Origin of the sequence: Citrobacter sp. MGH100 (assembly GCF_001034465.1) — a bacterium.
Classification (GTDB): domain Bacteria; phylum Pseudomonadota; class Gammaproteobacteria; order Enterobacterales; family Enterobacteriaceae; genus Citrobacter; species Citrobacter youngae.
The window spans coordinates 1,863,100-1,888,890 of the sequence record NZ_KQ089800.1; the positions used below are offsets into that span (position 1 = coordinate 1,863,100).

At 53.1% G+C, this 25,791-nt stretch carries 22 protein-coding genes; 10 read left to right on the forward strand and 12 right to left on the reverse strand.

Annotation, left to right across the window (positions count from 1 at the left end):
* Window positions 1–84 precede the first annotated feature (84 nt).
* Entirely contained in the window at window positions 85–468 is a 384-nt protein-coding gene (gene bssR / locus SK32_RS08800) for a biofilm formation regulator BssR (protein ID WP_048212172.1), read from the reverse strand.
* 229 nt (window positions 469–697) lie between these two features.
* Between bssR and rimO the strand changes: the two genes are divergently transcribed.
* Window positions 698–2,023 (forward strand): 30S ribosomal protein S12 methylthiotransferase RimO, encoded by a 1,326-nt coding sequence (rimO, locus tag SK32_RS08805; RefSeq protein WP_048212173.1) that lies wholly within the window; start codon window positions 698–700, stop codon window positions 2,021–2,023.
* 91 nt (window positions 2,024–2,114) lie between these two features.
* Here the strand turns inward: rimO and gsiD are convergent, their stop codons facing one another.
* The 6 genes from gsiD to SK32_RS08835 all read right to left on the reverse strand — a co-directional run bounded on the left by gsiD (window position 2,115) and on the right by SK32_RS08835 (window position 9,367).
* Window positions 2,115–3,026, reverse strand: coding sequence for a glutathione ABC transporter permease GsiD (gene gsiD, locus SK32_RS08810; RefSeq protein WP_048212174.1), 912 nt, complete (start codon window positions 3,024–3,026; stop codon window positions 2,115–2,117).
* A gap of 2 nt (window positions 3,027–3,028) precedes the next feature.
* Window positions 3,029–3,949 carry a glutathione ABC transporter permease GsiC gene (gene gsiC, locus SK32_RS08815; protein WP_048212175.1) on the reverse strand — a complete coding sequence of 307 codons (921 nt, stop codon included), beginning with the start codon at window positions 3,947–3,949 and terminating at the stop codon, window positions 3,029–3,031.
* Between the two features lie 46 nt (window positions 3,950–3,995).
* On the reverse strand, window positions 3,996–5,534 hold the full coding sequence (gene gsiB / locus SK32_RS08820) for a glutathione ABC transporter substrate-binding protein GsiB (protein ID WP_048212176.1): 1,539 nt from the start codon (window positions 5,532–5,534) through the stop codon (window positions 3,996–3,998).
* Between the two features lie 28 nt (window positions 5,535–5,562).
* A complete protein-coding gene (gene gsiA, locus SK32_RS08825; RefSeq protein WP_048212177.1) occupies window positions 5,563–7,434 on the reverse strand; it encodes a glutathione ABC transporter ATP-binding protein GsiA in 1,872 nt (623 codons plus the stop codon).
* On the reverse strand, window positions 7,421–8,386 hold the full coding sequence (gene iaaA, locus SK32_RS08830) for a beta-aspartyl-peptidase (RefSeq protein WP_048212178.1): 966 nt from the start codon (window positions 8,384–8,386) through the stop codon (window positions 7,421–7,423). Before iaaA ends, gsiA begins: the two co-directional genes overlap by 14 nt.
* A 180-nt stretch (window positions 8,387–8,566) precedes the next feature.
* On the reverse strand, window positions 8,567–9,367 hold the full coding sequence (locus SK32_RS08835; RefSeq protein WP_048212179.1) for an aminoglycoside adenylyltransferase family protein: 801 nt from the start codon (window positions 9,365–9,367) through the stop codon (window positions 8,567–8,569).
* A gap of 177 nt (window positions 9,368–9,544) precedes the next feature.
* On the opposite strand from SK32_RS08835, the gene moeA reads away from it, so the two are divergent.
* Both moeA and moeB read left to right on the forward strand, forming a co-directional pair.
* Window positions 9,545–10,780 carry a molybdopterin molybdotransferase MoeA gene (moeA, locus tag SK32_RS08840; protein ID WP_048212180.1) on the forward strand — a complete coding sequence of 412 codons (1,236 nt, stop codon included), beginning with the start codon at window positions 9,545–9,547 and terminating at the stop codon, window positions 10,778–10,780.
* Entirely contained in the window at window positions 10,780–11,529 is a 750-nt protein-coding gene (moeB, locus tag SK32_RS08845) for a molybdopterin-synthase adenylyltransferase MoeB (RefSeq protein ID WP_048212181.1), read from the forward strand. The genes moeA and moeB overlap by 1 nt, the downstream gene beginning before the upstream one ends.
* 86 nt (window positions 11,530–11,615) lie before the next feature.
* Here moeB and fsa read toward each other — a convergent pair whose 3' ends face one another.
* Entirely contained in the window at window positions 11,616–12,278 is a 663-nt protein-coding gene (gene fsa / locus SK32_RS08850; protein WP_048212182.1) for a fructose-6-phosphate aldolase, read from the reverse strand.
* Between the two features lie 132 nt (window positions 12,279–12,410).
* On the opposite strand from fsa, the gene SK32_RS08855 reads away from it, so the two are divergent.
* From SK32_RS08855 to SK32_RS08870, 4 genes are all read left to right on the forward strand, one after another.
* Window positions 12,411–13,310: a glycyl-radical enzyme activating protein gene (locus SK32_RS08855; protein WP_048212183.1), complete on the forward strand. Its 900-nt coding sequence runs from the start codon at window positions 12,411–12,413 to the stop codon at window positions 13,308–13,310.
* Between the two features lie 5 nt (window positions 13,311–13,315).
* On the forward strand, window positions 13,316–15,748 hold the full coding sequence (locus tag SK32_RS08860; RefSeq protein ID WP_048212184.1) for a glycyl radical protein: 2,433 nt from the start codon (window positions 13,316–13,318) through the stop codon (window positions 15,746–15,748).
* Between the two features lie 169 nt (window positions 15,749–15,917).
* Window positions 15,918–16,733: a Cof-type HAD-IIB family hydrolase gene (locus SK32_RS08865; RefSeq protein ID WP_048212185.1), complete on the forward strand. Its 816-nt coding sequence runs from the start codon at window positions 15,918–15,920 to the stop codon at window positions 16,731–16,733.
* Between the two features lie 148 nt (window positions 16,734–16,881).
* Window positions 16,882–18,144 carry a DUF1479 domain-containing protein gene (locus SK32_RS08870; protein ID WP_048212186.1) on the forward strand — a complete coding sequence of 421 codons (1,263 nt, stop codon included), beginning with the start codon at window positions 16,882–16,884 and terminating at the stop codon, window positions 18,142–18,144.
* A gap of 69 nt (window positions 18,145–18,213) precedes the next feature.
* Here SK32_RS08870 and SK32_RS08875 read toward each other — a convergent pair whose 3' ends face one another.
* Together SK32_RS08875 and SK32_RS08880 are read right to left on the reverse strand one after the other, a co-directional pair.
* Window positions 18,214–19,068 (reverse strand): hypothetical protein, encoded by an 855-nt coding sequence (locus tag SK32_RS08875; RefSeq protein ID WP_048212187.1) that lies wholly within the window; start codon window positions 19,066–19,068, stop codon window positions 18,214–18,216.
* Between the two features lie 101 nt (window positions 19,069–19,169).
* Window positions 19,170–20,762, reverse strand: coding sequence for an ABC-F family ATPase (locus tag SK32_RS08880; RefSeq protein ID WP_048212609.1), 1,593 nt, complete (start codon window positions 20,760–20,762; stop codon window positions 19,170–19,172).
* A 233-nt stretch (window positions 20,763–20,995) separates the two neighbouring features.
* Here SK32_RS08880 and ldtB point away from each other — a divergent pair, with 233 nt between their 5' ends.
* Window positions 20,996–21,916, forward strand: coding sequence for a L,D-transpeptidase (ldtB, locus tag SK32_RS08885; protein WP_003035268.1), 921 nt, complete (start codon window positions 20,996–20,998; stop codon window positions 21,914–21,916).
* A 94-nt stretch (window positions 21,917–22,010) separates the two neighbouring features.
* Here ldtB and SK32_RS08890 read toward each other — a convergent pair whose 3' ends face one another.
* Together SK32_RS08890 and mntR are read right to left on the reverse strand one after the other, a co-directional pair.
* On the reverse strand, window positions 22,011–23,120 hold the full coding sequence (locus SK32_RS08890; protein ID WP_048212188.1) for an anion transporter: 1,110 nt from the start codon (window positions 23,118–23,120) through the stop codon (window positions 22,011–22,013).
* The gene (gene mntR / locus SK32_RS08895; RefSeq protein ID WP_003831586.1) at window positions 23,117–23,590 is read right to left on the reverse strand and encodes a manganese-binding transcriptional regulator MntR; all 474 of its coding nucleotides are present in this window, start codon (window positions 23,588–23,590) and stop codon (window positions 23,117–23,119) included. Before mntR ends, SK32_RS08890 begins: the two co-directional genes overlap by 4 nt.
* Window positions 23,591–23,776: 186 nt before the next feature.
* Between mntR and mntS the strand changes: the two genes are divergently transcribed.
* On the forward strand, window positions 23,777–23,905 hold the full coding sequence (gene mntS, locus SK32_RS08900) for a manganase accumulation protein MntS (protein WP_003035262.1): 129 nt from the start codon (window positions 23,777–23,779) through the stop codon (window positions 23,903–23,905).
* Between the two features lie 275 nt (window positions 23,906–24,180).
* Window positions 24,181–25,767 (forward strand): phosphoethanolamine transferase, encoded by a 1,587-nt coding sequence (locus SK32_RS08905; protein ID WP_048212189.1) that lies wholly within the window; start codon window positions 24,181–24,183, stop codon window positions 25,765–25,767.
* The last annotated feature ends 24 nt before the right edge of the window (window positions 25,768–25,791 follow it).

Genomic DNA, 25,791 nt, shown 5'->3' on the forward strand with positions numbered 1-25,791 from the left:
CTGCTTAAAGCGTAGCCAGCAAGGGGAATTATCCCGCCACTTTTACATAATCTTAACGAAAAGGGGGAGCGCCCTCCCCCTGGTTCAGATGTGTTCCAGCGTTGAATAAGCTTGCAAACTCTGGATACTCAGCGTCAGCGTTGTCAGGCAGTTTTCCAGTTTCTCTGCATTAACGGCAATAAAGTTCGGACAATCATGATGTCCACTCATCAGACAAACAGCGGTGGCGGCTAACGCCCCTTCAGCACGACGAAGGGCATTCCACTCTTCCTGATCAAGATGCATACCGTGGAGCTGTGATTGATCGTGCAATTCGCGATTCAGTTCAAAAAAGTTATCACGCAGACGATCGCTCTCGCTGACTGACATATAGCCTTTCGCTTTTCTCAACTGCAGATAAGCGGCAAGTTCGATACGGGCGTTTATCAATTTGTTGAGAAGATCGGTTCTCAGTCTGTCAACAACCATACCTTGTTCCTCCTCTTTCCAACTATGGTGCAACTTAATAGTATGGTTATTTTTTGAACAAAGTCGTGTCCAGGATCAATCCATCACTTAAAATTAACATAATTTACAAATAATCTTTAATTCCGCGCCCGGCAGGCCGCTGATGATTTGAGATTGCGATACAATTTTTGTTCAGAACTCTGTAGAATCCCTGCCCTGAATATTCCAATAACTGAACACTTTTTACGCTATGAGCAATGTAACCCACCAGCCGAAAATCGGCTTTGTCTCCCTCGGCTGCCCGAAAAACCTTGTCGATTCTGAGCGCATCCTGACCGAACTTCGTACCGAAGGCTATGATGTCGTACCAAGCTACGACGACGCGGATATGGTCATCGTTAACACCTGCGGCTTTATCGACAGCGCAGTTCAGGAGTCACTGGAAGCCATTGGCGAAGCGCTGAACGAAAACGGCAAGGTGATCGTCACTGGCTGTCTGGGCGCGAAAGTCGATCAGATCCGTGAGGTCCACCCGAAGGTACTGGAAATTACCGGACCGCACAGCTACGAACAGGTTCTGGAGCACGTTCACCACTATGTTCCCAAACCAAAGCATAATCCTTTCCTGAGCCTGGTTCCTGAACAGGGCGTCAAGCTAACGCCGCGCCATTATGCCTATCTGAAGATTTCTGAAGGCTGTAACCACCGCTGTACGTTCTGCATTATTCCGTCGATGCGTGGCGATCTGGTGAGCCGTCCGATTGGCGATGTTCTCAGCGAGGCTAAACGTCTGGTCGATGCGGGCGTGAAAGAGATTCTGGTGATCTCCCAGGATACTTCTGCTTACGGTGTGGATGTGAAGCATCGTACCGGTTTCCATAACGGCGAGCCCGTTAAAACCAGCATGGTTGACCTGTGCGAACAGTTGTCAAAACTGGGGATCTGGACCCGTCTGCATTACGTCTACCCGTACCCGCACGTTGATGATGTGATCCCGCTGATGGCGGAAGGGAAAATCCTGCCGTATCTGGACATCCCACTGCAGCATGCAAGCCCGCGAATTCTTAAACTGATGAAACGCCCAGGCTCTGTGGACCGACAGCTGGCACGTATTAAACAGTGGCGTGAAATCTGCCCTGAACTGACCCTGCGTTCAACGTTTATTGTTGGCTTCCCGGGCGAAACCGAAGAAGACTTCCAGATGCTGCTCGATTTCCTGAAAGAAGCGCGTCTGGACCGCGTCGGCTGCTTTAAATACAGCCCGGTAGAAGGTGCAGGAGCCAACGATCTGCCAGATCAAATCCCGGAAGAGGTAAAAGAAGAACGCTGGAACCGCTTTATGCAGCTGCAGCAGCAGATCTCTGCTGAACGTTTGCAGGAGAAAGTGGGCCGCGAAATTCTGGTCATCGTGGACGAAGTTGACGAAGAAGGCGCGATTGGTCGAAGTATGGCTGATGCCCCTGAAATCGACGGTGCGGTGTACCTGAATGGCGAAACCAACGTGAAGCCTGGCGATATCCTCCGCGTGAAAGTCGAAAACGCAGATGAATACGATCTGTGGGGCACTCGCGTTTAATAAGCGTAACTCAACCGTAGGCCGGATAAGGCGTTACGCCGCATCCGGCAACGCCTGATGACGACGCCAGCGCGTCTTATCAGGCCTTGTATTATCCTTTGATCTTCGGATCCAGCGCGTCGCGCAACCCATCCCCCAGCAGGTTAAACGCCAGCACGGTCAGGAATATCGCCACCGCCGGGAAAATCGCCACGTGCGGCGCGATCACCATATCAGCCCGCGCTTCATTGAGCATGGCCCCCCATTCTGGCGTCGGCGGCTGTGCCCCTAAACCGAGGAAGGACAGGCTCGCGGCAGAGATAATCGACGTGCCGATTCGCATAGTAAAAAAGACCACGATCGATGAAACCGTCCCCGGCAGGATATGGTTAAAAATGATGGTCGCGTCACTGGCACCAATGCTGCGTGCTGACTCAATAAATGTTTGTTGCTTGAGAACCAACGTATTGCCACGAACCAGTCGCGCAAAAGCCGGAATGGAAAACACCGCAACCGCAATAATCACGTTCGCAATGCCGCTGCCCAGCACGGCGACCACTGCTATTGCCAGCAAAATCCCTGGAAAGGCAAACAGCACATCACAGATACGCATAATCAGCCGATCCCACCAGCCTTCGTAATATCCAGCCAGCAGACCCAGTACCGTGCCAATCGCCGCGCCAATAAAGACGGCAAAGACCCCGGCCGCCAGAGAAATTTGTGCGCCAACCAGTACGCGGCTAAAAATATCCCGCCCAAGCGAGTCAACGCCAAACCAGTGCAGCATCGAGGGACCATCATTCAGTCGGTCATAATCGAAGTAGTTCTCGGCATCAAATGGCGTCAACCAGCGAGCAAAAATCGCCACCGCGATCAGGACCAGGACAAATACACCCGCAATCATCGCCATGCGCTGGCGGCGAAAACGACGCCAGAACTCATGCCACGGCGTGCGTATCTGCTCTGGCTTAACAAGGGGCATTGCATTCAAAATCGCCTGTCGGCGCCAGTTAAAAAATCGCATCCTTACTTGTACCTGATAGCCGGGTTAATGGCGGCGTAAAGCACATCCACCACTAAGTTGATAAGAATAAACTCCAGAGAAAACAACAGCACCTCGGCCTGGATCACCGGGTAGTCGCGCATTTCAACTGAGTCGACCAACAATCGCCCAAGACCAGGCCAGTTGAACACCTTCTCAACCACAATAGAACCGCCCAACAAAAAGCCAAACTGCAACCCCATCATGGTGACCACCGGGATCATCGCATTACGCAAGCCATGTTTTAATACCACCCAGGTTTCACTCACCCCTTTGGCCCGCGCGGTACGCATATAGTCTTCACTGAGCACATCGACGAACGATGCGCGAGTAAACCGGGCTAACACCGCGGCCACCGCCGCACCCAGCGTAATTGACGGAAGGATATAGTGCAGCCAGGTGTCAGCGCCAACGGTGGGCAACCAGCCAAGCTCAACGGAGAATATCTGCATGAGCAGCATGCCAAGCGCAAAGGCCGGGAAAGAGATCCCGGTTACTGCCAGCGTCATACTCAACCTGTCAGGCCAGCGGTTGCGCCAAACGGCGGCAATGATCCCCGCCGTCATACCAAACAAAACCGCCCACGCCATACTGGCGATCGTCAGCCATAGCGACGGCATAAAACGACTGGCTATCTCTTCTGAAACCGGACGACGAGAAACCATCGAGGTCCCGAAGTCACCTTGCAACACGTTGGTCATGTAATGCCAGAACTGAATATGCAGCGGCTGGTCCAGACCCAACTGCGTACGCACCAGTTCAATCACCTCGGCGTCGGCTTCCGGTCCGGCAATCAGCCGCGCCGGATCGCCGGGTAGCAGGTGAACAAATAAAAATACCAGCACCGCCACAATTAACAGCGTCGGAATCAACCCCAGCAGGCGCTTGAAAACATAGTTGAGCATCAGACTCCCTTCGCCGGCCCCGTCCATGCAGGGCCGAATGAATAGCTTATTTCAAATCCGCGTCATCAAAACTAAACCCGGTGTCGGGCATGATCCAGAATCCGGTCAAATTCGTACTGTGCGCCGAGATCAGTTTCTCCACCACCAGCGGGATCCACGGCGACTCTTTCCAGATGATATCCTGCGCGTCCTTGTACAGCTTCGCTTTCTGCGCCGGATCGTTGGTTTGCAAGGCCGCCGCTAAATCACTGTCCACCTGCTTATTGCTGTAGAACGCGGTATTAAACAAGGTTGGCGGCCAGTTCTGTGACGCAAACAGCGGCGACAACGCCCAGTCCGCTTCGCCTGTAGACGCCGACCAGCCGGTGTAGAACATCCGTACCCCGCTTTCTTTCTGCGCCTTACCCTCGACTTCCGCCGCCCGCTGCCCGGCATCCATCGCCGTCACCTGAGCCTTCACGCCCACCTGCGCCAGTTGCTGCTGGGTAAATTGCAGCACTTTCTGCGCGGTGCTGTGGTTATGGGATGACCACAGCGTGGTGGTAAAGCCGTTGGGATAACCCGCTTCTTTCAGCAATTGGCGTGCTTTTGCCGGATCGTAAGGCCACGGCGTGTAGCTTTGCGCATAGGCTATTGATGGCGGAAGAACGCCCGTTGCCGGCGTGGCGTAACCGGCAAAAGCCACTTTCACCAGCGCCTGACGGTTGATGGCATAATTCAACGCCTCGCGCACCTTCGGATTATCGAACGGTTTTTGCGTGACGTTCATGCTGATATAACGCTGCATAATAGACGGGCTGGCGACCAGTTCCAGGTTTTTATTCTTCGCCAGTAACGCCGCCTGCTCGTACGGAATAGGGAAAGCAAACTGCGCTTCCCCGGTTTGCAGCATTGCCGCACGCGTGTTGTTGTCCGTTACCGGACGCCAGGTAATCGTATCCAGCTTTGGCAACCCTTGCTGCCAGTAACCCGCGAACTTCTTAACCTTCACAAAATCCGTCTGATTCCAGGTATCAAGCTGATATGGCCCCGTCCCTACCGGATGAAAGCCTATCTCTTTCCCGTATTTCTCCAGCGCAGCCGGAGATATCATCGCCGTAGCCGGATGCGCCAGAATATTGATAAAGGCAGAGAATGGCTGCTTCAGCGTAATCTTCACCGTAGCAGGATCAACCACCTCGGTTTTATCGATATTCTTATACAGGTTATAGCGTTTAAGGTGATTTTCCGGATTACTGGCGCGATCAAGGTTGGCTTTTACCGCAGCCGCATTGAAGTCAGTCCCATCCTGAAACTTCACGCCCTGTCGCAGTTTAACGGTGTACGTCAGGCCATCATCAGAAACGGTATAGCTTTCCGCCAACACATTTTTCAGCTTCATCTCTTTATCAAGGCCGAACAGCCCCTGATAAAACGACTTCGCTACCGCCTGCGACAACGTGTCGTTCGCGTCATAGGGGTCAAGCGTGGTGAAATTAGACCCTACAGCAACCACCACATCTTTGGCGGCCCAGCCAGGCGATGCGGCCAGCGCAGAGGCCACTCCCACAGCAACCAGCCATTTCCGAGCAACAATTTTTGTCATGTTATTCTCCTTAAACCCTGCCTGCCTGTCATAAACGCGAAAGCGCACTTTCCGCTGGCACGCGCGCAACGTAATGCCCCGGTTCCACTAACTGTAGTGAAACCGGGGGGATCTCTTCACCGCGTTTGCGGATATTACTGGGGATATCATCCGACAACAGCACGCGCTGTGGTCTTTGATGCGATGGATCGGCAACCGGGACTGCCGCCATAAGTTTTCGCGTGTAGGGATGCTGTGGATTTTCAAACACCGCCCGTCGGGTGCCGATCTCAACAATCTGCCCCAGGTACATCACCGCCACGCGGTGACTAATACGCTCCACCACCGCCATATCGTGGGAAATAAACAGGTACGCAATACCCATTTCCCGCTGTAGGTCGAGCAACAGATTAATAATTTGCCCGCGAATCGAGACATCCAGTGCCGAGACGGACTCATCGGCAATAATCACTTTAGGATTGAGCGCCAACGCCCGGGCTATACAGATACGCTGACGCTGACCACCGGAAAATTCGTGCGGATAGCGCCAGGCGTGCTCAGGTAGCAACCCGACACGCTCGAGCAACCATGCGACCCGTTTTGTCGCCGCATCGCCTTGCAACAAACCGTGCACCCGCAGTGGCTCTAAGATGGAATATCCCACCGTCTGTCGGGGGTCGAGCGACGCATAAGGGTCCTGGAAGATAAACTGGATATCCCGACGCAGCGGCTGCAACTTGCTGGCGGCCAGGGTATCAATGCGTTGTCCCTTGAAGAAAATCTCCCCGCGCTGGGACTCCACCAGACGCAACAATGCCCGCCCGGTCGTTGATTTACCACACCCCGACTCGCCTACCAGTGAAAGCGTTTCGCCGGGCCAGAGATCAAAACTGACGTTTTCCACCGCATGCACCTCGCGGGTCACGCGATTAAGGATGCCGCTACGCAGGGGAAAACGTGTCACCAGGTTGCGAACCCGCAGAATCGGCTCTCCCTCAACTACCGTGTCCTGCTCGGTTTGAGGTTCAACATGATGAGGATCGTGCAGAGAAATAAGCGGGAAGCGTCGCGGAAGGTCATGCCCGCGCATCTCCCCAAGTTGCGGCACTGCTGCCAACAGCGCTTGAGTGTAAGGATGCTGCGGAGCATGAAAAATCTGCTCAACGCTGCCCGTTTCGACCGCTTCACCCTGGTACATCACCAGCACCCGGTCAGCGATATCTGCCACCACGCCCATATCGTGGGTGATAAAAATAACGCCCATCGACATCTCTTGCTGCAGCACTTTTATCAGTTGCAGGATCTGTGCCTGAATCGTGACGTCCAGCGCGGTGGTCGGCTCATCGGCAATCAACACCGCAGGGCGACACGACAGCGCCATGGCGATCATCACCCGCTGGCGCATACCGCCGGAAAGCTGGTGTGGATAACGCGATAAAATCGCCTTCGCCTCGGGGATACGCACCTGATCGAGCATTCGCTTCGCTTCTACCATCGCCTCTTCGTGACTGGCACCCTGGTGCAAGCGGATAGACTCGGCAATTTGCTCGCCGACGGTAAACACCGGGTTAAGCGATGTCATAGGCTCCTGGAAGATCATCGCGATATCCGCGCCACGCACATGGCGCATCTGGGCTGCGCTCTGCTCGCCGAGTTCAATCACCTGCCGATTACGCCGCCGTAGCAGCATCGCATCACAGCTTACCTCGCCGCCCGCCTGTTCAATCAGACGCATCAGCGACAAGGCCGTTACCGATTTTCCGGAACCGGACTCGCCAACAATCGCCAGCGTTTCGCCACGCTTCAGGCGAAATGACAGATTGCGCACAGCGCTAACGCGTTGCTGCTCCTGTTCAAAGGCAATATTCAGGTTGCTGACGGACAGCACATCACGGGCATCAAGCTCATCACTGTGTGGCAACGGTATCTCCTTTTTCCCGATAAATACCAGTGGTGGGCGTGTCGCCTGCGTATCCCCAGGCGCGGTACATGCCTTCGCTGTTAAACGGCAAAGCCACATTCCCTTCATGATCGATAGCAATTAATCCACCGCTGCCGCCCAGCGCCGGTAATTTTTCCATCACCACGCGTTCACACGCCTCTGATAAACTCAGGCCGCCATAATCCATCAATGCCGCAATGTCATAGGCCGCCAGCGCGCGAATAAAAACTTCACCTGTTCCGGTGCAGGAGACGGCCACACTTGCGTTATTGGCATAACAGCCTGCGCCGACCAGCGGACTATCCCCCACCCGACCCGGTAATTTGTTGGTCATCCCGCCAGTCGATGTTGCTGCCGCCAGATTGCCAAACATATCCAGCGCAACCGCACCCACGGTACCCATTTTATTGTTTTCATCCAGCGGGGTCGCACTGTGATCCAGCACCGTTTGACCCGCTGCTTGCGCCGCCAGCAGCTGTGCATAGCGTTCTGGCGTCGAGAAAATATCCGCCGAAACGCGCTCCATACCCTGGGCAATGGCAAAATTTTCTGCCCCTTCACCAATCATCATGACGTGGGGGCTGTGTTCCATCACCAGGCGCGCCGCGAGGATCGGGTTGCGCAGATGACTGACTCCGGCGACAGCACCCGCTTGCAGGGTATTACCATCCATGACGCAGGCATCCAGTTCATGGGTCTCATCACGGGTATACACAGCACCAATTCCGGCGTTAAACAAAGGGCACTCTTCCAGTAGGCGCACAGCCTCAGTGACAACATCCAGCGCGCTTCGGCCCGCTTCTAGCATACGTTGACCGGTTTCAACGATATCTGACAGCGCCTGTATATAACGCAACTCCTGCTCCTGGCTTAGCTCAGCGCGGGTTATTGCCCCAGCGCCGCCGTGAATTGCAATGACTGCTTTGCCCATTTTTTTCATCCATTAAGGTGGCAGGTAACGGGGTTATAAATATCAGAATTTCTGTGAGTTATTGATTCGATTTTTGAATATAGAAAGATGCAGACGTCATGTAAAGGTAAAGGCCCGCCCCTCACACTTCTTCGCATCAGGTCATGCAGCAGTGTTCAACAAACAGGAGATTCCTCGACGTTATTGAATAAATGAATTCAACCGATCGGTAATCTGTTTTTTTGCATAAAACACAAAGCGTTCAACAGACGGCATACATGCGGCCCAGTTCTCTTTGGTTAACCCCAGATATTCCGCACGCGCAGCCTGCAACGTGGCGGCATGTTCAGTGGGCAATTGCGGTATCAGCCAGGACGCAGCCTCATCTTTAGCGACAATATTGCCCGTAACCACGCTATACCAGATGCGTGCCAGAGCAAGGATAATATTCCGCTCGTCCCCTTCTAAATCGGCCGGTTTCTGCCACATATCAAGGATATGTCGAAATGTTTGTACGATATCGCTAAAAGGGATGACATTGAATAATCTCTCAGCGGGTTCACCGAACAACGGTACGCTGGCACGCCGGGCCTGGGTCAGCAGAATGGAAAGGTCGGGATCCACCTGCGCCGGTTCATACACACCAGCGCAGATATCTTCACGCAACCATTCACCAAACTGCATCTCTCTCGCCGGTGGAAATCGCCACGGTACAATCTGCGAGAACAGTACAACGGTCACTTCCAGCGCACGATACCGCACGCAGACGCCGGGAGGCGCAGAAATAGCCAGCAAATCCTGCATCAATTTTTTTCTTTGCTGCATATCCAGCGGTTGCCTGATGGTAACCAGTAAATCGATGTCGCTTTGGGGTTTTAATCCCCCTTCAACAGCAGATCCATACAAATGAATGGCAACGAGATTCCCCTGGAAAATCTGGCGGATGAGCGCACTGGCGGCATCCACCTGGCGTCGAATGGCGTCCGGGATATTATGAGTCATTTAGCCCCCAGGGAAAAAAGAGCGGAAATAGTGAGTTTATACGGCATTTTTCCTGTCGCGCTATCCTCTGGCAGAAAACCGTTATCAGATCCGATCCTAAGCCTGAGGTGGCATACTGTCCGCGTCCATTTTCTGACATAATAACCGGATTCGATTTTGCCCCGCAGGAGTCTTCACATGGAATTTACCGCCGGACTGATGCCGCTTGAAACGGCTCTCTCTCAGATGCTTTCGCGCATTACCCCACTCACCGCCGTCGAAACGCTGCCCCTGGTTCAATGCTTTGGTCGTATTCTGGCGACCGACATCGTCTCCCCGATTGATGTCCCTGGATTCGATAACTCTGCAATGGATGGTTATGCGGTGCGTTTGGCCGATCTGCAATCCGGCCAGCCGCTCTCCGTTGCAGGTAAAGCCTTTGCCGGTCAGCCTTTCCATGGCGAGTGGCCTGCGGGAACCTGCATCCGTATTATGACCGGTGCCCCGGTTCCTGTCGGTTGCGAAGCGGTAGTGATGCAGGAACAAACGGAACAAACTGACGATGGTATTCGTTTTACCGCCGACGTCCGCAGCGGACAAAATATTCGTCTGCGCGGTGAAGATATTGCCAACGGCGCGGTGGTATTTCCCGCCGGGACTCGCCTGACCACCGCCGAGCTTCCCGTGCTGGCTTCGCTCGGTATTGCCGATGTCCCCGTCGTGCGCAAAGTCCGCGTGGCGTTGTTCTCCACCGGTGATGAACTGCAACTGCCGGGTCAGCCGCTGGGCGACGGACAGATTTATGATACTAACCGTCTGACCGTACATCTGATGCTGCAGCAGTTGGGCTGCGAGGTGATCAACTTAGGGATTATTCGTGACGATCCCAACGCGCTGCGCGCCGCGTTTATCGAAGCCGACAGCCAGGCCGACGTCGTTATCAGTTCCGGTGGTGTTTCTGTTGGCGAAGCGGATTACACCAAAACCATTCTGGAAGAACTGGGAGAAATTGCCTTCTGGAAATTGGCCATCAAACCCGGTAAACCGTTCGCCTTTGGCAAACTGAGCAACAGCTGGTTTTGCGGCCTGCCGGGTAACCCGGTGTCAGCGGCCCTCACCTTTTATCAACTGGTCCAACCGCTACTGGCGAAACTCAGCGGTAACACCGCCTGCGGACTGCCGCCACGCCAGCGCGTGCGCACCGCATCACGTCTGAAGAAAACGCCTGGCCGTCTGGATTTTCAGCGCGGTGTATTACAGCGTACCGCAGAAGGCGAACTGGAAGTCACCACTACCGGACATCAGGGCTCGCATATTTTTAGCTCCTTTAGCCTGGGCAACTGTTTTATCGTGCTGGAACGCGACCGTGGTAACGTCGAAGCCGGAGAATGGGTTGAGGTCGAGCCGTTTAACGCACTGTTTGGAGGCCTGTAATGGCAGAACTCAGCGACCAGGAGATGATGCGCTATAACCGGCAAATCATTCTGCGCGACTTCGATTTCGAAGGTCAGGAAGCGCTCAAGGAGGCGCGGGTACTGGTCGTTGGTCTGGGAGGGCTGGGATGCGCGGCAACTCAGTATCTGGCGGGCGCGGGCATCGGACATTTAACCCTGCTCGACTTTGACACGGTCTCCGTGTCGAATCTCCAGCGCCAGACGCTGCACAGCGATGCGACCGTTGGACAGCCGAAAGTGCTCTCCGCCCGCGACGCCCTGGCGCGAATCAACCCCTATATCGCCATTACGCCAGTGAATGCGCTGCTGGACGAGAGCGAGATTCACTCGCTTATCGCCGAACACGATTTGGTGCTGGACTGTACGGATAACGTCAGCATCCGCAATCAGCTGAATGCAGGATGCTTTGCCGCCGGGGTTCCGCTGGTTTCCGGTGCGGCAATTCGCATGGAAGGGCAAATTACCGTCTTTACGTATCAGGAAGGCGAGCCCTGCTACCGTTGCCTGAGCCGTCTGTTCGGTGAAAACGCCCTGACCTGCGTCGAGGCAGGCGTGATGGCCCCGCTAATCGGCGTGATCGGATCGTTACAGGCGATGGAAGCCATTAAGCTGCTGGCAAGCTATGGTAAACCGGCGTCTGGAAAAATCGTCATGTACGACGCCATGACCTGCCAGTTTCGCGAAATGAAGCTGATGCGTAATCCGGGGTGCGAGGTTTGTAGTCGGTAAAAAAGTCGGGTGGCGGCTTCGCCTTACCCGACCTACAACGGCTCGAACGTAGGCCGGGTAAGCGTTAGCGCCACCCAGCAACAGCATCAGATCGACGTGCGACCAAATGCGCTCTGCCAGTCGTGCTCAAACTTCGCCACGGCAGCATCAACGGCTGGAGAGCTAATCATCTGCTGAGCGACATCCAGCGGCAGCGTGATGGACTCACAGCCGACCAGCAGGCAATCCAGCGCCTGACGCGGCGTTTTGAAACTGGCTGCCAGCACTTTGGCGTGCGGGGCATGCATTTTCAATAAGGCCTGCAGATCGGTCACCGTCTGAATGCCGTCGCCCCCCTGAGCGTCCACGCGGTTAACGTATGGCGCAACATATTCGGCGCCAGCCAGCGCAGCTAAAAGCCCCTGAGCAGCACCGTAAACCGCGGTCCCCAGCGTCGGGATGCCCTCTTCTTTCAGCAATTTAATTGCTGCCAGACCCTCTGCCGTGACCGGCACTTTCACGACGATATCCGCGATGATTGCCCGCAGCTTACGCGCATCGCTGACCATCCCTTCGGCGGTGGTCGCCATTACCTGTGCAAACAGGCGGCCCTGCCCGCCCATCGCGTCCTGCAGTTGCGGCAGCAACACGTCCAGCGTCTGCTTACCTGCCGCCACAATGCTAGGGTTAGTGGTCACCCCTGCCAACGGAAAAACACGCGCCAGCGCTTTTACCGCGGCAACATCAGACGTATCTAAATAGAGTTCCATCACCTTTCCTCAAACGAATAATTAGCATGAATAAAAGGTAGCACGGCGAAACCTCGCGGTTAGTTGACGCACGTCAATATAATTTTCATTCGAAAGTAATTTAATCTTTATACGAAAGAAAAGAGGCCGCTTATGATTTTCAATATCCAGCGCTATTCCACGCATGATGGTCCAGGTATCCGCACTGTGGTGTTCCTTAAGGGATGCTCACTGGGTTGTCGGTGGTGCCAGAATCCGGAAAGCCGCGCCCGGACGCGGGATCTGCTCTATGACGCACGTCTGTGCCTTGATGGTTGCGATCTTTGTGCTCAGGCGGCACCGGAGGTGATTGAGCGGGCACTGAGCGGGTTGCTGATTCATCGCGAAAAACTGACCGATGATGCTCTGACGGCGCTGACCCACTGCTGCCCTACCCAGGCGCTGACCGTCTGCGGAGAGGTAAAAAGCGTGGATGACATCATGACGACCGTATTGCGGGATAAACCGTTTTACGACCGCAGCGGAGGGGGACTCACGCTTTCCGGCGGCGAACCGTTTATGCAGCCAGAGCTGGCGGCTGAATTGTTCCAGGCCAGCCACGAAGCAGGCATTCATACGGTAGTAGAAACCTGTTTGCATGTTCCCTGGAAGTATATTGAGCCGTCATTACCCTACGTTGATCTGTTCCTGGCCGATTTAAAGCATGTCGCCGACGCGCCGTTTAAACAGTGGACCGATGGCAACGCCTCTCGCGTGCTGGAAAACCTGAAAAAACTGGCCGCCGCCGGTAAAAAAATAATTATCCGCGTCCCGCTGATTCAGGGATTCAACGCTGACGAAGCAGCTATTCAGGCCATTACCGATTTTGCCGCCGACGAACTCCACGTCGGAGAGATCCATTTTTTGCCCTACCACACGCTGGGCATCAACAAGTACAACTTACTCAATCAACCCTACAACGCCCCGGATAAACCGCTTGATGCGCCTGCGCTGCTCGAATTTGCCCAGCAGTACGCCAGCCTTAAAGGTTTAACCGCGACCCTACGAGGATAATCGCCATGACTACTCTGAAACTGGACACACTCAGCGATCGTATCAAAGCGCATAAAACGGCCCTGATCCACATCGTGAAACCGCCGGTTTGTACCGAGCGCGCGCAGCACTATACCGAGATGTACCAACAGCATCTGGATAAACCCATCCCGGTACGCCGTGCGCTGGCACTGGCTCATCACCTGGCGGAACGCACTATCTGGATCAAGCATGACGAGTTGATCATCGGTAACCAGGCAAGCGAAGTACGCGCCGCGCCAATCTTCCCGGAATACACCGTCTCCTGGATTGAAAAAGAGATCGATGATCTCGCCGACAGGCCCGGTGCAGGCTTCGCGGTTAGCGAAGAGAACAAGCGCGTATTGCATGAGGTGTGCCCATGGTGGCGCGGTCAGACCGTACAGGACCGCTGCTACGGCATGTTTACCGACGAACAAAAAGGGCTGCTGGAAACCGGCATTATCAAAGCTGAAGGTAATATGACCTCCGGCGACGCACACCTGGCGGTGAACTTCCCGCTGCTGCTGGAAAAAGGTCTCGACGGCCTGCGCCACAAAGTCGATGAACGTCGTTCCCGCATTAATCTGACTTGTCTGGAAGACCTCCATGGCGATCAGTTCCTGAAAGCGATTGATATCGTGCTGGAGGCCGTCAGCCTGCACATTGAGCGCTTTGCCGCGCTGGCGCGTAAAATGGCGTCCACAGAAACGCGCGCCAGCCGCCGTGATGAACTGCTGACCATGGCGGAAAACTGCGATGTCATCGCCCATGAGCCGCCAAAAACGTTCTGGCAGGCGCTGCAGTTGTGCTACTTCATCCAGTTGATCCTGCAAATTGAATCGAACGGTCACTCCGTATCGTTTGGCCGCATGGATCAGTACCTCTATCCGTTCTACCGTCGTGACGTAGAACTAAACCAGAGTCTCGATCGTGAGCACGCCATTGAGCTGTTGCACAGCTGCTGGCTGAAATTGCTGGAAGTAAACAAAATTCGCTCTGGCTCCCACTCGAAAGCCTCAGCAGGCAGCCCGCTGTATCAGAACGTGACCATCGGTGGCCAGAACCTGGTCAACGGTCAGGCGATAGATGCCGTCAACCCGCTCTCCTATGCCATTCTGGAATCCTGTGGCCGACTGCGCTCTACCCAGCCGAACCTCAGCGTGCGTTATCATGCGGGGATGAGTAATGACTTCCTGGATGCCTGCGTGCAGGTGATCCGCTGCGGCTTCGGGATGCCAGCCTTTAACAACGATGAAATCGTCATTCCGGAATTCATTAAGCTGGGCATTGAACCGCAGGACGCCTATGACTATGCAGCTATTGGTTGCATTGAAACCGCCGTTGGCGGCAAATGGGGCTACCGCTGCACGGGTATGAGCTTTATTAACTTTGCCCGCGTGATGCTGGCGGCGCTGGAAGGCGGACGCGATGCCACCAGCGGCAAAGTATTCCTGCCGCAGGAAAAAGCGCTTTCAGTCGGCAACTTTAATAATTTCGATGAAGTGATGGAGGCCTGGGATACGCAGATCCGCTACTACACGCGCAAATCCATCGAAATAGAGTATGTCGTCGACACCATGCTGGAAGAAAACGTACACGATATTCTGTGCTCTGCGCTGGTAGATGATTGTATTGAGCGCGCGAAGAGCATTAAGCAAGGCGGCGCGAAGTATGACTGGGTATCCGGTCTGCAGGTGGGTATCGCCAACCTCGGCAACAGCCTGGCAGCAGTGAAGAAACTGGTCTTTGAACAGGGGACTATCGGCCAACAACAACTGGCCGCCGCGCTGGCTGATGATTTTGATGGTCTGACCCACGAGCAGTTGCGTCAACGCCTGATCAACGGCGCGCCAAAGTACGGCAACGATGACGATAGCGTTGATGCGCTGCTGGCTCGCGCTTATCAGACCTACATTGACGAACTTAAGCAGTATCACAACCCGCGTTACGGCCGTGGTCCGGTTGGCGGCAACTACTATGCCGGGACCTCGTCTATCTCCGCAAACGTACCATTCGGCGCGGCAACGATGGCAACGCCGGATGGCCGTAAAGCGCATACTCCGCTGGCAGAAGGTGCCAGCCCGGCCTCCGGTACGGACCATCTCGGTCCAACGGCGGTAATTGGCTCTGTAGGTAAACTGCCTACCGGCTCAATCCTCGGCGGCGTACTGTTAAACCAGAAGCTGAACCCGGCTACGCTGGAAAATGAGTCTGATAAACAGAAGCTGATGATTCTGCTGCGTACCTTCTTTGAAGAGCACAAAGGCTGGCATATTCAGTACAACATCGTTTCTCGTGAAACGCTGCTGGAAGCCAAAAAACACCCGGATCAGTACCGTGACCTGGTGGTGCGTGTCGCGGGTTATTCCGCCTTCTTCACCGCGCTGTCTCCGGATGCGCAGGACGATATCATCGCGCGCACTGAACATATGCTGTAACCCCCTCCCGCCCGGTGGCACTATGCTTACCGGGCCTACATACTCTCCCTTTAGCCGGGTAAGGCGAAGCTGCCACCCGGCCTTTTACTTTCATTCGAAATTAAATTTGTGCTACAGGTCACATTGTTATTAGAATGTTTCTGGTTGCAGTTATAAGCCAGGAGCATATATGACCATCAACGTTATCGTCACCGATATGGACGGAACGTTTCTCGACGACGCCAAGCAATACGATCGCGAACGCTTTATGGCGCAGTACCAGGAACTGAAAAAAAGAGACATTGAATTTGTCGTGGCCAGCGGCAATCAGTACTACCAGCTTATCTCCTTCTTCCCCGAGCTGAAAAATGAGATCTCCTTTGTTGCCGAAAATGGAGCATTGGTATTCGAACATGGTAAGCAACTGTTTCACGGCGAGCTGACCCGCCACGAATCCCGCATTGTCATTGGCGAACTGCTCAAAGATAAGCAGCTCAACTTTGTGGCCTGTGGACTGCAAAGCGCCTACGTGAGCGAAAATGCCCCAGAGTCCTTTGTCGCATTGATGGCAAAACACTACCATCGCCTGAAACCCGTAAAGGATTACCAGGATATCGACGATGTGCTGTTCAAGTTCTCGCTGAATTTACCTGACCAACAGATCCCATTAGTTATCGATCACCTTCATTCTGCTCTCGACGGCATTATGAAGCCCGTCACCAGCGGCTTTGGGTTTATCGACCTGATCATTCCCGGCTTACATAAAGCCAACGGGATCAGCCGTCTGTTAAAACGCTGGAACCTGTCACCACAAAACGTGGTCGCCATTGGCGACAGCGGCAACGACGCGGAAATGTTGAAAATGGCGCACTACTCTTTCGCCATGGCTAATGCAGCCGAGAACATCAAATTTATTGCCCGCTATCAGACCGACGATAATAACCATCAAGGCGCGCTGAACGTGATTCAGGCGGTGCTGGATAACACTTCGCCTTTTAACGCCTGATCCTGCCAACCGGAGTACTTGCTCCGGTTCTCACCGTTTTTGCATTCCGTGCACACCATCAAGTTTTTAAACTTGCATTAACTTATTTTTAACTTATATTGCACTTGTAAGTTATATAAGTTTCAAATGAAAGTTATGCGAGGTGGTTATGGCTTTTACTTTTACCAGCGACACATTGCCCGCCGATCACAAAGCGGCAATCCGTCAGATGAAACAGCAACTGCGGGTACAGCTTGGGGATGTTCAGTTGGTCTTCAATCAACTGAGCGATGCCATTGCCACCCGCGTGGCGGAAATCAACGCCCTCAAAGCGCAAGGCTCCCCGGTATGGCCGGTGTTGTCCTATACGGATATCAAAGCGGGTCGCGTGAGTGCAGAGCAGCGTGAAGAAATTAAGCGTCGCGGATGCGCGGTCATTAAGGGGCATTTCCCCCGCGAACAGGCGCTGGCATGGGATCTGTCGATGCTCGATTACCTGGATCGCAACCATTTTGATGACGTCTACAAAGGGCCGGGCGATAACTTCTTCGGCACCCTGAGCGCATCGCGACCTGAAATCTACCCCATTTACTGGTCCCAGGCGCAGATGCAGGCCCGCCAGAGTGAAGAAATGGCCAATGCACAGTCGTTCCTCAATCGCCTTTGGACATTTTCAAGCGAAGGTAAACAATGGTTTAACCCGGATGTCAGCGTTATCTACCCTGACCGTATACGCCGCCGTCCGCCGGGAACCACGTCCAAAGGGTTGGGCGCGCATACGGATTCCGGCGCGCTGGAACGCTGGCTGCTGCCTGCGTATCAGCGGGTATTTGCTCATGTTTTCAATGGTAAACTGGACGATTACGATCCGTGGCAGGCAGCGCATCGCACCGAAGTAGAAGAGTACACGGTGGATAACACCACCAAATGTTCAGTGTTCCGTACCTTCCAGGGTTGGACAGCACTGTCCGATATGCTGCCAGGTCAGGGATTGTTGCACGTGGTCCCTATTCCAGAAGCGATGGCATATGTGCTGTTACGCCCATTGCTTGACGATGTGCCGGAAGATGAACTGTGCGGCGTCGCGCCCGGCAGAGTCCTGCCGATTTCCGCGCAATGGCATCCACTGCTGATTGAAGCGCTAACCAGCATTCCACAGCTGGAAGCCGGAGACTCAGTATGGTGGCATTGTGATGTCATTCACGCCGTCGCGCCGGTAGAAAATCAACAGGGTTGGGGCAACGTGATGTACATCCCTGCCGCACCGATGTGCGAAAAGAATCTGGCCTATGCTCACAAAGTGAAAGCCGCGCTGGAAAAAGGCGCGTCGCCGGGTGATTTCCCGCGCGAGGATTATGAAACGAACTGGGAAGGACGCTTCACGCTGGAGGATTTGAATATCCACGGTAAACGCGCGCTGGGGATGGAATAATCCTTCCCCTTTCATCGCTTTTAAAATAGTCCGGTTTTCTTCATTATATGATAAAAACCGGGTATTTTTTTATTCTACTGAAATTGCTGCCAGTTTCCATTTATCCTTTTCTTTGAGCATAGTAACGTTAATCTCGCCAGACTCTCCGTTTTTAAACTCTACGCTTCCAGACAAAGAACCAACATCATTTACTACATTGGAACTATCGAAACTGTATTCACTAATATCATCAAAATGAACAGACTCGGTTACAAGCTTAAAATCCTCGCTGTTCATTTTTCTTTGCAAAGAAGAAGAGCTTGCCTGATAAGCCTGAATATATTTTCCATCACGGAGCAAATCTATCTCTGTTCGCGCAGCATCCTTCAAATCACCCATCGTGGAAAAAAGGAAAGTGCCAAGGCCGATAAAAATAATCAGTGCGGCAATCACCGCTCCCGCAATAACAAATTTCCTTTTCTTCTTGTCTGCTAACAGACCACGAACCTGCCATCCCGCATCACGAACAATATCAAAAATAGGATCGGTAATTTCCGTTGATACAAATTTATAGCCATCAATTTTACCGAAGCTACCATCTTCTTTTTTACCCCAGGATCCCCCAGCAGAAAACTCAAGGCGTTTCCCGATCTGGACAGATTTGCTTAATCTGAACCCACCCAAATCTGCATCCCACTCCACATCGGTCGTTTTTTCACGATAAGTAATTTGCTTTTTGCTTTCATTGAAAAACAGTCTTAACTCATATTGTTTTTGCAATCCGTATTGACTGAAATAATCTATCCACTCAGCATCTTCGATATTCCAGGATGCAACAATATCATCACCATCTTCACGTAAAATGAAAGGATGCTCGTTGCTGTTGTTTAAATTTAGTAAGTTTAATTTAAGATTGGCTAAAGAGAGTGGTTCCATCTGACTCATTTTCTTTCCTTGCATAGGTCGTTATGGAAAGTATCTTAGCCACAATTGTGGCTAAGATTAATCAGTAGAACTTTTTTTCAGAAAAGTGCGGGGAGAGAGACTTATTCGATGCCTTTACTTCGCAGGTAATCTTCGTAGTTGCCGGTGAAGTCGATCACGCGTTCCGGCGTAATTTCAATCACGCGGGTTGCCAGGGAACTGACGAACTCACGGTCGTGAGAAACAAAGATCAGCGTGCCCTGGTACATTTCCAGCGCCATGTTCAGCGACTCGATAGATTCCATATCCAGGTGGTTGGTTGGTTCATCCATCACCAGAATATTCGGTTTCTGCATCATCAGCTTACCGAACAGCATGCGTCCTTTTTCACCACCGGAGAGCACTTTTGCAGGTTTCTTGATATCGTCCTGGCTGAACAGCAGACGACCGAGGAAGCTGCGCACAACCTGCTCATCGTCGCCTTCTTGTTTCCACTGGCTCATCCATTCGAAAACGGTCAGATCGTTTTCAAACTCGTATTCATGATCCTGCGCGTAGTAACCAACCTGGGCGTTTTCAGACCACTTAACGGTACCGTTGTCCGGCTGCAAATCGCCAACCAACGTTTTCAGCATGGTGGATTTACCCACGCCGTTGGCACCAATGATGGCAACCTTCTCCCCCACTTCCAGCAGCAGGTTGAAGTTTTTAAACAGCGGGCCTTCATCAAAACCTTTCGCCAGCGCTTCCACTTCCAGCGCGTTACGGAACAGTTTCTTATCCTGCTCGAAACGGATGAACGGGTTCTGACGGCTGGAGGCTTTCACTTCATCGAGCTTGATCTTATCAATCTGACGCGCACGAGAGGTCGCCTGACGAGATTTAGATGCGTTGGCGCTAAAGCGGCTGACGAAGGATTGCAGATCGGCAATCTGTGCTTTCTTCTTGGCGTTATCGGCCAGCAGACGTTCACGCGCCTGGGTTGCCGCCGTCATGTATTCATCGTAGTTACCCGGATAAACACGCAGTTCGCCATAGTCCAGATCCGCCATGTGTGTACAGACCATGTTCAGGAAGTGACGGTCGTGCGAAATGATGATCATGGTACTGTCACGCTCGTTCAGCGTCTGCTCCAGCCAGCGAATGGTGTCGATATCCAGGTTGTTGGTTGGTTCGTCGAGCAGCAGAATGTCCGGGTTAGAGAACAGCGCCTGTGCCAGAAGCACACGCAGTTTCCAGCCGGGCGCGACTTCGCTCATCGGGCCGTAATGCTGCTCTACCGGAATACCGACGCCCAGCAGCAGTTCACCCGCACGCGCTTCCGCAGAGTAGCCGTCCATTTCGCCGTACTGAACTTCAAGGTCAGCCACTTTATAGCCGTCTTCTTCGCTCATCTCGGCCAGAGCGTAGATACGGTCGCGCTCCTGCTTCACTTCCCACAGTTCAGCGTGCCCCATAATTACTGTGTCGAGAACAGTGAACTCTTCAAAGGCGAATTGATCCTGACGCAACTTACCGATGCGCTCATTCGGATCGAGGGAAACGTTGCCCAGCGTCGGTTCGAGGTCGCCGCCGAGAATTTTCATAAAGGTGGATTTACCGCTACCGTTCGCGCCAATCAGGCCGTAACGATTGCCGCCGCCAAATTTGACGGAAATATTTTCAAACAGCGGCTTACTGCCGAACTGCATAGTGACGTTGCTGGAAACTAACACTGGCGTATCCTGAAAGAGAAAGAAATATGTGACAAACCGCTTATTATGCCATAACTCTGCAATAAGATCGCGCCGTTCATGCAGCACAGATAAAGTGAAAGCAAAAGGAAAAAAATGTGATTTAGTACACATCCGAATTCCTTGTTGCTCAGAATGCACATATAATGCCTGCCCAACACTACATAAATCTCAACCCACTAGCCTGCCTGGCACTGAATCTCGCATACATGAACATGAATATGAAATTAACAACGCTTTTCGCGGCGGCACTCGCAATAGTTGGTTTTTGTAACACCGCTTCTGCCGTCACGTACCCGCTGCCTACCGATGGCAGCCGTTTGATTGGCCAGAACCAGGTCATCACGATTCCTGAAGGCAACACCCAACCGCTGGAATATTTTGCGGCAGAGTATCAGATGGGTCTGTCTAACATGCTGGAAGCTAACCCGGGCGTGGATACCTTCCTGCCGAAAGGCGGCACCGTGCTGAACATTCCTCAGCAGTTGATCCTGCCGGATACCGTGCATGAAGGTATTGTGATTAACAGCGCCGAAATGCGTCTGTACTACTACCCGAAAGGTACTAACACCGTCATCGTTCTGCCTATCGGTATCGGCCAGTTAGGTAAAGACACCCCTATCAACTGGACCACCAAAGTTGAACGTAAGAAAGCGGGTCCAACCTGGACGCCAACCGCGAAAATGCATGCGGAATACCGCGCTGCGGGCGAACCGCTGCCAGCCGTTGTTCCGGCAGGTCCGGATAACCCGATGGGTCTGTACGCGCTGTATATCGGTCGCCTGTACGCCATCCACGGCACCAATGCTAACTTCGGCGTCGGCTTACGCGTCAGCCACGGCTGCGTGCGTCTGCGTAACGATGACATCAAGTTCCTGTTTGAAAATGTGCCGGTCGGTACTCGCGTCCAGTTTATCGATGAGCCGGTAAAAGCCACTACCGAACCAGACGGCAGCCGTTACATCGAGGTACATAACCCGCTGTCTACGACTGAAGCACAGTTTGAAGGCGGGGAAATCGTACCAATTACGCTGAATAAGAGCATTACCAGCATCACCGGTCAGTCTGACGTCGATCAGGCCGTCGTTGAGCAGGCGGTACAGAACCGTTCTGGTATGCCGGTTCGTCTGAACTAATCGGCTATACATGCCCGATGGCGCTACGCTTATCGGGCCTACCAGCACTGTAGGCCGGATTAGGCGCCAGCCGCCATCCGGCACACCACATCAATTACATCATCAACAGCAAGCCATATCCCACCAACGCCGCCCATATCAGCATCGGCACCGAATACAGATGAAAACGCCACCAGATGCGTCGGTCATTTGCCATGCGTAAAGCAATCAGATTCGCCAGCGACCCCGGCAACAGGCCAAACCCTCCGATATTAACTGCCCAGGCCAACAATAGCGTCGGCGGAACATAGTTGAGCAACAAAATCGTGCTGGGAACGTTACTGATAAACTGCGACAAGCCGATTGCCGTCAACCACAGCCCCGGTGCTGAAAGCGTGCCAATCTGACTGGTTATTCCGTGTAACACCGGCAACTGCGTCAGCAAATGCACATCAATAAACATCGCCATAAACACTAACAGCAACGTCCAGTCAACGCTGAGGATCACACGGCGAGCCAGTACCATGAACCCCGCGGCGACGATCGCCAGGCCCCACAGCTCTTGTTTTAACTCCAGTGCCGTCAGGAAGATGATATACAACGCCAGACAGCTCCACACCAGACGCGGTTGCCAGTCAGGCGCGGACGTACCGGTGTGATAATGCAATGCTTTATTCGGGAAACTGAACCAGCACAGTACCACCAGCGTCAGCATCATGGTCCCCGCAAGCGGCGCCATTTGCGAGGTAAACGCAGCAAATGACAAGCCAGAACGCCCCCACATCAGAATGTTTTGCGGGTTACCTATTGGCGTGAGCAACGATCCGGCGTTAACCGCCAGCGCCTCAAAGATAATCAGGCGATTCACCGGAATAGCACACAATTTTTTCAGGGTGATCGTCAGCGGAACAACAATAAACAGCGCCACATCATTGGTCAGAAACGTCGACAGCAGCGCCGCCGCCAGCACCATAAATATCGCCAGTTGGCGTTCTGTGTTGAAGCGGCGAGTCATCTTGCGCCCTAACACATCAAAATAGCCGCTGAGCTCGACGCCTTTGGTCAGTAACATCAGACCGCTAAGCGTAATAATCGTGTGCCAGTCAATGGCTCCCGGCCACAGCCGGGGCGCAAATGGCGTGAAAAGGCTCAGTGCAACCCCAACAATGATTAACAGTTGGAAAAAGCGATCGCGCTGTAAGGCGCGTAGCAAAGGGAAACTCATTCAGAGCCTGTTCCTTGCTGTTGCGTAAACCGGCTAAAAGCCTCCAGTGTTTCCTTACTGACGTGATGCTCCATTCCTTCCGCGTCGCGACGGGCAATTTCCGGGCTGATACCTAACATCAACAGGAAATTCTCCACAATCTGATGACGCTCCCGACTCTCCTGAGCTAATCGCTCACCTTCTGCGGTTAAAAACACGCCCCGCCAGGGGATCATTTCAATCAACCCAACGGAGGCAAGGCGCTTAAGCATTTTGGCAACCGTCGGCTGGGAAACCCCAAGCCGCGCGGCCATATCTACCTGGCGTGCTTCACCCACCTCGATAATGAGATCGGAAATCAGCTCTACGTAGTCATCAATCAGCTCACGGCGATGCGCCTCCCGGACCTGACGAAATCCTTCAACGTGTTCTTCGACATTCACCAATTGCGTCACTTTTTTTGTTGTTGGCATACCTGCGCGACGACTCATTCTGCTTCCTCGTTACTGTGACGCGTTAACGGCATCTGATTAGAGAACGCTCATTGTAAACCAGAGTTGCGTGGGCACAAAAAATTAACGTTTTAGCAATAGCTATATAATATAGCCTGTGCTATATCTGTATATAATAAAGACATCCCTCAAGGACTGATGGGATCGTGAAGTCAGGAGGTTTACATGAATGAATTTAAGAGGTGTATACGCGTGTTTAGCCACTCTCCCTTTAAAGTACGGTTGATGCTGATCTCTATGCTGTGTGACATGATTAACAGCAAACCAGAGAAGGATAAACCTTCAGAAAAATAATGCGGCGTCGCGGTACGCCGCTTCATTTTCCTGCCGTCATCCGGGTACGGTGGTGGTTTTCGTCTCAATAACCCTTCTTTTTGTCAGTTTTGCCACGTCCCTCGCAAAACAATTTCTTTGTAGTAGTTGACCTTCTCTTGCGCACACTCTATCTTTTCGCAGCCCTGCGTATATTGCGGCTCGCGGATGCGGACCCATTCCCTCTTCTCGCTCTCTCAGGCAGGCATGACCCTTTGCGCCAGGGGTAGCACATGGCGTTTTTGTAACAGTGGCATATGAATTTAACCCTCAAAGATTCAATCATTGCTCGTAGCCGGGCGATTAGTCCGTGGACTGGCCTCTATTTCTTACAGTCTTTGCTGATCAACCTTGCGCTGGGCTATCCGCTTAGCCTGCTCTATAGCGTTGCTTTCACCTGTATATTAATGCTGATGTGGCGTAGCGCGCCGCGCGCGCAGAAAGCACTGATTGGCCTTTGCTCGCTGATTGCGGCAATGTACTTTCCGTTCGGCCAGGCTTACGGCTCGCCAAACTTTAATACGTTGTTAGCGCTGCACTCGACCAACATGGAAGAGTCGACCGAAATCCTGACCATCTTCCCCTGGTACAACTACCTGGTTGGCGTGTTTATTTTTGCGCTCGGCGTTATCGCCGTACGGCGTAAAAAAGACGAGCAGAAACGTCGCTGGAACAAGTACGACAGCCTGTGCTTGCTGTTCAGCATCGTTGCATTCTTTGTTACTCCGGTACAAAACCTGGCATGGGGCGGCGTTTTCAAGTTAAAAGATACCGGTTACCCGGTTTTCCGCTTTGCCAAGGACGTTATCGTCAATAACAACGAAGTGCTTGATGAGCAAGAGCGTATGGCGAAGCTGTCGAGCGTCAAAGACAGCTGGACAGTCACCGCCGTGAAGCCGAAGTATCACACCTATGTTGTGGTGATCGGTGAAAGCGCCCGTCGTGATGCGTTAGGCGCGTTTGGCGGTCACTGGGATAACACGCCGTTTTCCAGCACCGTTAATGGCTACATTTTTGCTGATTACATTGCCGCCAGTGGTTCTACGCAAAAATCGCTCGGCTTAACGCTAAATCGGGTCGTCGATAATAAGCCTCAGTTCCAGGATAACTTTGTCACGCTGGCCAACCGCGCTGGGTTCCAGACGTGGTGGTTTTCCAATCAGGGGCAGATCGGTGAATACGATACGGCAATCGCCAGCATTGCGAAGCGAGCAGATGAAGTTCAGTTCCTGAAAAACGGTGATTTCGAAGCGGACAAAAACACCCGTGACGAAGCGCTGTTGAAAATGACCGCCCAGGTGCTGGCCACCGAACGCACCCAGCCGCAACTGATTGTACTGCATTTAATGGGTTCTCACCCGCAGGCCTGCGACCGTACACAAGGAAAATATGAGACTTTCGTCCAGTCCAAGGAGACCTCCTGTTACCTGTACACCATGACGCAGACGGATGACCTGCTGCGCCAGCTTTACGAGCAGTTGCGTAACAGCGGCAGTAGCTTCTCGATGGTCTATTTCTCCGATCATGGCCTCGCCTTTAAAGAGCGCGGAAAAGAGGTGCAGTACCTGGCGCATGACGACCAGTTCCAACAGAACTTCCAGGTGCCCTTTATGGTACTGTCCAGCGATGATAAAGCGCATCGGGTGATTAAAGCCCGCCGCTCCGCCAATGATTTCCTGAGTTTTTTCTCACAGTGGACGGGGATCAGCGCGAAGGAAATTATCAACAGCTACCGCTTTATCTCTGAGAAAAAAGCCGGGCCAGTGTATATCACCAACTTTAAATTGCAGAAGGTGGACTACAACCATTTGGGCACTGATATCTTCGAGACCAAATCTCGTTAACAGCTCATAATTGCAGGCAAAAAA

Coding starts and splice junctions, on each gene's coding strand:
- bssR (WP_048212172.1), bottom strand. CDS start 468: ATGGTTGTTGACAGACTGAGAACCGATCTTCTCAACAAATTGATAAAC.
- rimO (WP_048212173.1), top strand. CDS start 698: ATGAGCAATGTAACCCACCAGCCGAAAATCGGCTTTGTCTCCCTCGGC.
- gsiD (WP_048212174.1), bottom strand. CDS start 3,026: ATGCGATTTTTTAACTGGCGCCGACAGGCGATTTTGAATGCAATGCCC.
- gsiC (WP_048212175.1), bottom strand. CDS start 3,949: ATGCTCAACTATGTTTTCAAGCGCCTGCTGGGGTTGATTCCGACGCTG.
- gsiB (WP_048212176.1), bottom strand. CDS start 5,534: ATGACAAAAATTGTTGCTCGGAAATGGCTGGTTGCTGTGGGAGTGGCC.
- iaaA (WP_048212178.1), bottom strand. CDS start 8,386: ATGGGCAAAGCAGTCATTGCAATTCACGGCGGCGCTGGGGCAATAACC.
- SK32_RS08835 (WP_048212179.1), bottom strand. CDS start 9,367: ATGACTCATAATATCCCGGACGCCATTCGACGCCAGGTGGATGCCGCC.
- moeA (WP_048212180.1), top strand. CDS start 9,545: ATGGAATTTACCGCCGGACTGATGCCGCTTGAAACGGCTCTCTCTCAG.
- moeB (WP_048212181.1), top strand. CDS start 10,780: ATGGCAGAACTCAGCGACCAGGAGATGATGCGCTATAACCGGCAAATC.
- fsa (WP_048212182.1), bottom strand. CDS start 12,278: ATGGAACTCTATTTAGATACGTCTGATGTTGCCGCGGTAAAAGCGCTG.
- SK32_RS08855 (WP_048212183.1), top strand. CDS start 12,411: ATGATTTTCAATATCCAGCGCTATTCCACGCATGATGGTCCAGGTATC.
- SK32_RS08860 (WP_048212184.1), top strand. CDS start 13,316: ATGACTACTCTGAAACTGGACACACTCAGCGATCGTATCAAAGCGCAT.
- SK32_RS08865 (WP_048212185.1), top strand. CDS start 15,918: ATGACCATCAACGTTATCGTCACCGATATGGACGGAACGTTTCTCGAC.
- SK32_RS08870 (WP_048212186.1), top strand. CDS start 16,882: ATGGCTTTTACTTTTACCAGCGACACATTGCCCGCCGATCACAAAGCG.
- SK32_RS08875 (WP_048212187.1), bottom strand. CDS start 19,068: ATGAGTCAGATGGAACCACTCTCTTTAGCCAATCTTAAATTAAACTTA.
- ldtB (WP_003035268.1), top strand. CDS start 20,996: ATGAATATGAAATTAACAACGCTTTTCGCGGCGGCACTCGCAATAGTT.
- SK32_RS08890 (WP_048212188.1), bottom strand. CDS start 23,120: ATGAGTTTCCCTTTGCTACGCGCCTTACAGCGCGATCGCTTTTTCCAA.
- mntR (WP_003831586.1), bottom strand. CDS start 23,590: ATGAGTCGTCGCGCAGGTATGCCAACAACAAAAAAAGTGACGCAATTG.
- mntS (WP_003035262.1), top strand. CDS start 23,777: ATGAATGAATTTAAGAGGTGTATACGCGTGTTTAGCCACTCTCCCTTT.
- SK32_RS08905 (WP_048212189.1), top strand. CDS start 24,181: ATGAATTTAACCCTCAAAGATTCAATCATTGCTCGTAGCCGGGCGATT.